2 protein-coding genes, 3 tRNA genes, 3 rRNA genes and 1 pseudogene are annotated in these 9,978 nt (G+C 45.7%); 1 reads left to right on the forward strand and 8 read right to left on the reverse strand.

Going from position 1 to position 9,978, the window contains the following annotated elements; all coding sequences use genetic code 11:
• Positions 1-7: 7 nt before the first annotated feature.
• A pseudogene (locus C1G49_RS11270) lies at positions 8-1,373 on the reverse strand (Cof-type HAD-IIB family hydrolase).
• Between the two features lie 69 nt (positions 1,374-1,442).
• Between C1G49_RS11270 and C1G49_RS02255 the strand changes: the two are divergent.
• A complete protein-coding gene (locus tag C1G49_RS02255; protein ID WP_105124450.1) occupies positions 1,443-2,402 on the forward strand; it encodes an asparaginase in 960 nt (319 codons plus the stop codon).
• A gap of 64 nt (positions 2,403-2,466) precedes the next feature.
• On the opposite strand, the gene recG is transcribed toward C1G49_RS02255, so the two are convergent.
• The 7 genes from recG to C1G49_RS02290 form a co-directional block, all read right to left on the reverse strand.
• The gene (gene recG / locus C1G49_RS02260; protein ID WP_105124451.1) at positions 2,467-4,485 is read right to left on the reverse strand and encodes an ATP-dependent DNA helicase RecG; all 2,019 of its coding nucleotides are present in this window, start codon (positions 4,483-4,485) and stop codon (positions 2,467-2,469) included.
• 59 nt (positions 4,486-4,544) lie between these two features.
• Positions 4,545-4,616: transfer RNA gene (locus tag C1G49_RS02265), tRNA-Glu, on the reverse strand.
• A 23-nt stretch (positions 4,617-4,639) separates the two neighbouring features.
• Positions 4,640-4,712: transfer RNA gene (locus C1G49_RS02270), tRNA-Asn, on the reverse strand.
• A gap of 5 nt (positions 4,713-4,717) precedes the next feature.
• Positions 4,718-4,833, reverse strand: a 5S ribosomal RNA gene (gene rrf, locus C1G49_RS02275).
• 92 nt (positions 4,834-4,925) lie between these two features.
• A 23S ribosomal RNA gene (locus C1G49_RS02280) occupies positions 4,926-7,828 on the reverse strand.
• A 164-nt stretch (positions 7,829-7,992) separates the two neighbouring features.
• A tRNA-Ala gene (locus C1G49_RS02285) sits at positions 7,993-8,065 on the reverse strand.
• Between the two features lie 52 nt (positions 8,066-8,117).
• Positions 8,118-9,674, reverse strand: a 16S ribosomal RNA gene (locus tag C1G49_RS02290).
• The 16S, 23S and 5S rRNA genes sit together here with 3 tRNA genes alongside, the layout of an rRNA operon.
• Positions 9,675-9,978: the final 304 nt, after the last annotated feature.

Below are 9,978 nucleotides of genomic sequence, written 5' to 3' on the forward strand. Positions count from 1 at the left end.
ACTTGAACTAGGCATCAAGTCTTTTCATCTGTCTTTCAAGCTCTTTAGCAATCTTTTTCTCCGGTGCAAACTTCTCTTCCCAGTCCTCTGGCTTTAGAATTTTGTGAGTAATCGGATCAAAATGCGCCCTACCATCCGGAAAAACTTTTCCCATATTGGCAGTATGCACCAAATCAAAAATAGGTGCTGGATCTACCCCCATTAAGACAAAAGAACCATAGGTAAAATACAAAATGTCCAAGAGAGCATCTGCCTGGTCCTGCAATGATCTACTAGCCGGACCCTTGCCTTTCACCTTTTCAACGGCCTTATCCAAGCCGTCATGCAACTGATGAACATAGTCTTGGAAAGCCTCCTCACTTTCCGAAGAGGCATGCAAAAATTCTACTATCTCCTCAAGCTTAAAGCTAGAACGGTACAGCGCCATCTGCCCATCATATACCCTTGGGCTTTCCTGAGTATCCCCATCCATCAAGTCATGAAAAGCTTTCACACGATTAAAATTCTCATCTCTGCTCTGAAACATTGTTTTCCTCCAGTAAACCTAACTGAACGAATGCCTTATAAATACCATCGCGGTTGTTGGTATCTGTCACAAATGAGGCCACCTTGCGCACTCTCTTAGTTCCATTTCCCATAGCTACAGAATGTTTAATGGCCTTTAACATTTCATAGTCATTATTCGAATCGCCAAAAGCCACAACTTCATCTAGACTAAAACGATATTTCTCAGCAACCTTTAAAATTCCAGATAGTTTTGAACTCCCCTTGCTGATAATATCCGTTGCATAGGGGCTGGAACGAGTAAAAGACAAGTCCTGATATCCTGCTTCCAATTCTCTGGTTTCTCTCTCTGTTGTCAGCATCATGAGCTGATAAATCGGCTGTTCCAAATACCCCCTCAGGTTTGTCTGTCGCTGCGGTCGAACCAAGCGCACCAGACGGTTAAAAATAAAATTCACCAAACCAGCAAACTTATCGGGAATGAGGCGACTAAGACGATAGGCAACATTTCCTGTCCCTGTGGACATAATTCTGCTACCAAAAACTCCCTTCGATGTTCCAAGAGCCAAATCCTTATGGTTGTTCCGAGCATAATCCATCATCTGTTCAACTTGTCCAACTTCTAAAGCACGGCTATGGAGGACCTCTTCTCGCGAAAAAATGTATTGACCATTGTAAGTAATCGCTAAATCCAAACCTAGACTAGCCATATATTGCAATACAAATCGAGGGTCCCGACCAGTTGCCAAGCCAATCAGTATCCCCTTTGCTTTCAAGGAATTGATGGCTGAGATGGTTGATTTACTCACTGTACGTTTATCTGTCAATAAGGTACCATCAATATCAAAAAATACAGCCTTAATCGCCAACCATCTCACCACCTTTCTTAGAATTGTGTTACAATTAGTATAACACAAATTGAAAGAAACAGAAAATTTATGAAAAAAATTCTCGCCCTACACACAGGTGGAACTATTTCCATGCAAGCCGACCAAGAAGGTCATGTGACAAGCAGTCAAGTCAATCCAATGACACAAATCGACACACCCATTGAAGAAATACAAGTCACATCCATCGATTTTCTCAATGTTCCAAGCCCTCATATCCGTTTGGAACACATGATGACCCTCTATCAAAAAATCAAGACTGAACAAGCAAACTTTGATGGTTTTGTCATTACCCACGGCACCGATACACTTGAAGAAACAGCCTATTTTCTCGATACCATGGCCATCCCGGAAAAACCAATTGTATTAACTGGGGCCATGCGTTCATCCAATGAACTTGGTAGCGACGGAGTTTACAACTACCAAACAGCCCTCCGTGTCGCAGCAGATAAAAAATCCGCAGACAAGGGCGTTCTAGTCGTTATGAATGATGAAATTCATGCCGCAAAATATGTCACCAAAACCCACACAACCAACGTTTCTACCTTCCAGACACCTACCCATGGACCACTTGGATTAGTTACCAAACGTGACATTCTCTATTTTAAAACGGCAGAACCTCGTGTCCGATTTGACTTATCACATATCTCTGGAACAGTTCCAATTATCAAAGCCTATGCAGATATGGACTCAGTTCTCCTTGACTCGCTTCCAAGCTCAGCAATTTCAGGCTTGGTCATCGAAGCCCTTGGAGCAGGAAACCTCCCACCGACTATCCTTCCTGCCATCCAAAAACTCCTTAAGCAAAATATCCCAGTCGTCTTGGTTTCTCGTTGCTTCAACGGAATTGCAGAACCCGTTTATGCCTATCAAGGTGGAGGCATTCAGCTTGAGCAAGAAGGCATCCTCTTTGTCAAAGAATTGAATGCACAAAAAGCACGACTGAAACTACTAATTGCCCTCAATGTAGGTTTAAAAGGACAAGGCTTAGCAGATTATATTCAAGGCTAAACCTCACATATACTCTAATACTTCAAAAGACCGGCACTGTGTAACTGCTCGGTCTTTTTCATCTCTAATCTAATTCTTCTCTATCCTTCAAATGATTTAACAAAACGGACCAGTTGGGATCTTTCTGCCAATTTTCTTCACTGACAATCTGACTTGCAACCCGTCTAGCTTCCTCCAAAATCGGATAATCTTCCACAATATTAGCCACTTGAAATTCTGGTAAACCTGATTGCCGAGTTCCAAAAATTTCACCAGACCCACGCATTTTTAAATCTGCCTCAGCCAGTATAAAACCGTCCGTCGTTTCTGTCATAATCTTCATGCGTTCCTTGCCCGACTCTGTTTTAGGATTAGCTACCAAAATAGCATAGGATTGCTTATGCCCACGTCCAACACGCCCTCTCAACTGATGAAGCTGACTTAAACCAAAACGGTCGGCATCCATAATAACCATAACTGTTGCATTAGGGACATTGACACCGACTTCAATAACGGTTGTCGAAACCAAAATATCAGTCTTTTGCTCCTTAAAGGCCTGCATAATGGAATCCTTTTCTTCATTTTTCATCTTACCATGCAACAAATCCACAGTAAACTGTCCACCAAAATGAGCTTGTAACTCAGCCTGCAAGTCAATTGCATTTTTTAAATCCAAAGCTTCAGACTCTTCGATTAAGGGAGAAATAAAATAAACTTGAGCTCCCTTATTTAATTCCTTTTCAAGCCATTCTAAAACGGTAGGCAACTGCTCATGCTTGACCCATCGAGTAATAATGGGTTTACGCCCAGCAGGTAATTGGTTGATAATAGAAACATCCATATCTCCAAAGGCCGTTATAGCCAAGGTTCTAGGAATAGGCGTTGCTGTCATCATGAGCACATCAGGGTTATCCCCCTTTTCTCTAAACAAACGCCTTTGTTTAACACCAAATCGATGTTGCTCATCAGTCACGACAAGCCCTAGCTTGTGATATACTACACCCTCTTGTATCAATGCATGGGTACCAACTATCATCTGAACCCGTCCATCAGAAATCGCCTCTAAAGTAGTCCTACGCTCGGAGACCTTCATCCCACCCGTTAAGAGCGCAATAGATAAATCTGGGAATAACTGGCACAAACTCTCATAATGCTGTTCTGCCAAAATTTCTGTTGGAACCATAATAGCCGCTTGCATACCAGCACTTACCGCTGCCAACATAGCCAAGCCTGCAACTACTGTCTTACCAGACCCCACATCTCCCTGCAACAAGCGGTTCATATGGAGAGGAGCTCCCATATCAGCCAAAATCTCTTCCAAAGCAGTTAGTTGCGCGTCCGTCAAAAGAAAAGGTAGTTTCCCTATTTGTTTGTCTAATTCTACCTTATCAAAATCAATCTCCAAACCACTAGAAAGATCACGGTTCCCAGCTTTTAACAATTGCAATTGCAACTGGAAATAAAATAATTCTTCAAACTTAATACGGCGCAAGGCTTGACGGTATTCATCCAGATTAGACGGAAAATGCATAGCAAAAACAGCCTGTTTTCGATTTAAAAGACGATACTTCTCTAATAAAACTACCGGCAAATTCTCATCCAACAAATCCAAATAACCATTATCAAGTGCTGATTTAATTGCTTTGACCAACTGAGATTGAGAAATACCTTGAGCCACATGATAGACCGGCTGTAAATCCTCAGCTACCTGAGCCAACAACTTCATACCAGTCAAACTAGCCTTTGCCTTATCCCACTTACCCCAAATTGCGATGTCCTGCCCCAGAACAATCTTATCAGCTAAATAGGGCTGATTAAAAAAAGAAACCGACAGAACTATCTCACCCTGCTTAATCGAGAAACGTAGGCGATTTCTCTTATAACCATAATACTGCACATTAGCCGGAGATGCCACGCTACCAACCACTACAGCCTTTTCCCCATCTTGCAAATCTAATATAGACTTACTTTCAAAGTCCTCGTACCGAAATGGATAGTAAGTTAATAACTGCCCAATCGTCTCAAGATTCAATTTTAAAAATTTCTCTGCTGATTTTGGACCAATTCCAGGCAAAACCGATAAATGATCTGATAAAGTTTTCATAATTCAATTATACTATAAAAATAGCAGTAAAAACAAAAAAAGGGCATTGCCCTTCAATATAGTCCGTACGGGATTCGAACCCGTGTTACCGCCGTGAAAAGGCGGTGTCTTAACCCCTTGACCAACGGACCATGTAACTAAAGATTTCTCTTTACTCCGCCAACAGGGCTCGAACCTGTGACATCATGATTAACAGTCATGCGCTCTACCAACTGAGCTATGGCGGAATTTCGCTAAGCGACTACCGTATCTCACAGGGGGCAACCCCCAACTACTTCAGGCGTTCTAGGGCTTAACTGCTGTGTTCGGCATGGGAACAGGTGTATCTCCTAGGCTATCGTCACTTAACTACTGAGTTTTGTCAACTCAAAATTGAATATCTATATTCTAACAAGAAACCGAACGCTTGTCAATATTGACTTCGTTGAATTTTGCTTATCTAGGATAAGTCCTCGAGCGATTAGTATTGGTCCGCTACATGTGTCGCCACACTTCCACTTCCAACCTATCTACCTGATCATCTCTCAGGGCTCTTACTAACATAAAGTTATGGGAAATCTCATCTTGAGGTGGGTTTCACACTTAGATGCTTTCAGCGTTTATCCCGTCCCTACATAGCTACCCAGCGATGCCTTTGGCAAGACAACTGGTACACCAGCGGTAAGTCCACTCTGGTCCTCTCGTACTAGGAGCAGATCCTCTCAAATTTCCTACGCCCGCGACGGATAGGGACCGAACTGTCTCACGACGTTCTGAACCCAGCTCGCGTGCCGCTTTAATGGGCGAACAGCCCAACCCTTGGGACCGACTACAGCCCCAGGATGCGACGAGCCGACATCGAGGTGCCAAACCTCCCCGTCGATGTGAACTCTTGGGGGAGATAAGCCTGTTATCCCCAGGGTAGCTTTTATCCGTTGAGCGATGGCCCTTCCATACGGAACCACCGGATCACTAAGCCCGACTTTCGTCCCTGCTCGAGTTGTAGCTCTCGCAGTCAAGCTCCCTTATACCTTTACACTCTGCGAATGATTTCCAACCATTCTGAGGGAACCTTTGGGCGCCTCCGTTACCTTTTAGGAGGCGACCGCCCCAGTCAAACTGCCCGTCAGACACTGTCTCCGATAGGGATAACCTATCCGGGTTAGAGTAGCCATAACACAAGGGTAGTATCCCAACAGCGCCTCAGTCGAAACTGGCGTCCCGACTTCGTAGGCTCCTACCTATCCTGTACATGTGGTACAGATACTCAATATCAAACTGCAGTAAAGCTCCATGGGGTCTTTCCGTCCTGTCGCGGGTAACCTGCATCTTCACAGGTACTAAAATTTCACCGAGTCTCTCGTTGAGACAGTGCCCAAATCATTACGCCTTTCGTGCGGGTCGGAACTTACCCGACAAGGAATTTCGCTACCTTAGGACCGTTATAGTTACGGCCGCCGTTTACTGGGGCTTCAATTCAGATCTTCGCTTGCGCTAAACCCTCCTCTTAACCTTCCAGCACCGGGCAGGCGTCACCCCCTATACATCATCTTACGATTTAGCAGAGAGCTGTGTTTTTGATAAACAGTTGCTTGGGCCTATTCACTGCGGCTGACGTAAAGTCAGCACCCCTTCTCCCGAAGTTACGGGGTCATTTTGCCGAGTTCCTTAACGAGAGTTCTCTCGCTCACCTGAGGCTACTCGCCTCGACTACCTGTGTCGGTTTGCGGTACGGGTAGAGTATGATACAACGCTAGAAGCTTTTCTCGGCAGTGTGACGTCACTAACTTCGCTACTAAACTTCGCTCCCCATCACAGCTCAATGTTATAGATACAAGCATTTGACTCATATCACACCTCACTGCTTAGACGGGCACTTCCAATCGCCCGCTTTAGTTAGCCTACTGCGTCCCTCCATCACTTCATACTCTAGTACAGGAATATCAACCTGTTGTCCATCGGATACACCCTTCGGTCTCTCCTTAGGTCCCGACTAACCCAGGGCGGACGAGCCTTCCCCTGGAAACCTTAGTCTTACGGTGGATGGGATTCTCACCCATCTTTCGCTACTCATACCGGCATTCTCACTTCTATGCGTTCCAGCACTCCTCACGGTATACCTTCTTCACACATAGAACGCTCTCCTACCATAACACCTAAGTGTTATCCACAGCTTCGGTAAATTGTTTTAGCCCCGGTACATTTTCGGCGCAGGGTCACTCGACTAGTGAGCTATTACGCACTCTTTGAATGAATAGCTGCTTCTAAGCTAACATCCTAGTTGTCTGTGCAACCCCACATCCTTTTCCACTTAACAATTATTTTGGGACCTTAGCTGGTGGTCTGGGCTGTTTCCCTTTCGACTACGGATCTTAGCACTCGCAGTCTGACTGCCGACCATAAATCATTGGCATTCGGAGTTTATCTGAAATCAGTAAACCGAGATGGCCCCCTCATCCAAACAGTGCTCTACCTCCAAGATTCTTAATGTCGACGCTAGCCCTAAAGCTATTTCGGAGAGAACCAGCTATCTCCAAGTTCGTTTGGAATTTCTCCGCTACCCACAAGTCATCCAAGCACTTTTCAACGTGCCCTGGTTCGGTCCTCCAGTGCGTCTTACCGCACCTTCAACCTGCTCATGGGTAGGTCACATGGTTTCGGGTCTACGTCATAATACTAAAGCGCCCTATTCAGACTCGGTTTCCCTACGGCTCCGTCTCTTCAACTTAACCTCGCATCATAACGTAACTCGCCGGTTCATTCTACAAAAGGCACGCTCTCACCCATTAACGGGCTCGAACTTGTTGTAGGCACACGGTTTCAGGTTCTATTTCACTCCCCTTCCGGGGTACTTTTCACCTTTCCCTCACGGTACTGGTTCACTATCGGTCACTAGAGAGTATTTAGGGTTGGGAGATGGTCCTCCCGGATTCCGACGAGATTTCGCGTGTCTCGCCGTACTCAGGATACTGCTAGGTATAAAGACTATTTCGAATACGAGGCTATTACTCTCTTTGGCCTACCTTCCCAGGTAATTCTTCTATACTCTTTAAGTCCACATTGCAGTCCTACAACCCCGAAGAGTAAACTCTTCGGTTTGCCCTGCTGCCGTTTCGCTCGCCGCTACTAAGGCAATCGCTTTTGCTTTCTCTTCCTGCAGCTACTTAGATGTTTCAGTTCACTGCGTCTTCCTCTACACTACCTTAACAGTAGTGAGTGACAGGTATTACCTGCCGGGTTCCCCCATTCGGACATCCCTGGATCATTGCTTACTTACAGCTCCCCAAGGCATTTCGTCGTTAGTCACGTCCTTCATCGGCTTCTAGTGCCAAGGCATCCACCGTGCGCCCTTATTAACTTAACCTTATTAACCTAATTCTTTCAAATTAGAAAACTCATTAAATATTCACAGCGTTTTCGGTTTATTTTCTTGTTACTATTTCTTAATGTATCCTTTCAGATACATCAGGAATGTTTGATAGATATTCAATTTTCAATGGACAAAATCTTAACAACTTCCGTTGTTAATGGAGCCTAGCGGGATCGAACCGCTGACCTCCTGCGTGCAAAGCAGGCGCTCTCCCAGCTGAGCTAAGGCCCCACAAGACCTCTCAAAATTAAAGAAGACTAACGTACAGGTTCCATTTCCTTAGAAAGGAGGTGATCCAGCCGCACCTTCCGATACGGCTACCTTGTTACGACTTCACCCCAATCATCTATCCCACCTTAGGCGGCTGGCTCCTAAAAGGTTACCTCACCGACTTCGGGTGTTACAAACTCTCGTGGTGTGACGGGCGGTGTGTACAAGGCCCGGGAACGTATTCACCGCGGCGTGCTGATCCGCGATTACTAGCGATTCCGACTTCATGTAGGCGAGTTGCAGCCTACAATCCGAACTGAGACTGGCTTTAAGAGATTAGCTTGCCGTCACCGACTTGCGACTCGTTGTACCAGCCATTGTAGCACGTGTGTAGCCCAGGTCATAAGGGGCATGATGATTTGACGTCATCCCCACCTTCCTCCGGTTTATTACCGGCAGTCTCGCTAGAGTGCCCAACTGAATGATGGCAACTAACAATAGGGGTTGCGCTCGTTGCGGGACTTAACCCAACATCTCACGACACGAGCTGACGACAACCATGCACCACCTGTCACCGATGCTCCGAAGAGAAACCCTATCTCTAGGGCGGTCATCGGGATGTCAAGACCTGGTAAGGTTCTTCGCGTTGCTTCGAATTAAACCACATGCTCCACCGCTTGTGCGGGCCCCCGTCAATTCCTTTGAGTTTCAACCTTGCGGTCGTACTCCCCAGGCGGAGTGCTTAATGCGTTAGCTGCGGCACTGAGTCCCGGAAAGGACCCAACACCTAGCACTCATCGTTTACGGCGTGGACTACCAGGGTATCTAATCCTGTTCGCTCCCCACGCTTTCGAGCCTCAGCGTCAGTTACAGACCAGAGAGCCGCTTTCGCCACCGGTGTTCCTCCATATATCTACGCATTTCACCGCTACACATGGAATTCCACTCTCCCCTTCTGCACTCAAGTTTGACAGTTTCCAAAGCGTACTATGGTTAAGCCACAGCCTTTTACTTCAGACTTATCAAACCGCCTGCGCTCGCTTTACGCCCAATAAATCCGGACAACGCTCGGGACCTACGTATTACCGCGGCTGCTGGCACGTAGTTAGCCGTCCCTTTCTGGTAAGATACCGTCAAGTGAGAAACTTTCCACTCTTCTCACAGTTCTTCTCTTACAACAGAGCTTTACGATCCGAAAACCTTCTTCACTCACGCGGCGTTGCTCGGTCAGGGTTGCCCCCATTGCCGAAGATTCCCTACTGCTGCCTCCCGTAGGAGTCTGGGCCGTGTCTCAGTCCCAGTGTGGCCGATCACCCTCTCAGGTCGGCTATGTATCGATGCCTTGGTGAGCCGTTACCCCACCAACTAGCTAATACAACGCAGGTCCATCTCATAGTGAAGCAATTGCTCCTTTCAAACATCTACCATGCGATAAATGTTGTTATGCGGTATTAGCTATCGTTTCCAATAGTTATCCCCCGCTATGAGGCAGGTTACCTACGCGTTACTCACCCGTTCGCGACTCACTTATCTCGGTGGAGCAAGCTCCGGTGAAATAAGTGCGTTCCACTTGCATGTATTAGGCACGCCGCCAGCGTTCGTCCTGAGCCAGGATCAAACTCTCATAAAAAGTTTTGATTCAAACTCAAGCTATCACTAGCTTTCCGTTTTATTGTTTTTGTTCATTGACGATCTATCCTTAGATAAATCACCCTGCACGTTTGGTTCGTCTTCTTTAATTTTCAAAGGTCTTGTCGTTATCGCTCTTGCGCGACAACTATCTTAGTTTATCATTTCTTCAACTGCTTGTCAACACTTTTTTGAAACTTTTTTTCATTTCTTTTTTGTGTTGTGCCACTTCAGATTTGACAACTCAATTATTCTATCATCTTCATTTGACCTTGTCAACTACTTTTTGAAACTTTTTTTCAAAC

The organism is Streptococcus suis (genome assembly GCF_002960625.1).
GTDB lineage: Bacteria > Bacillota > Bacilli > Lactobacillales > Streptococcaceae > Streptococcus > Streptococcus suis_T.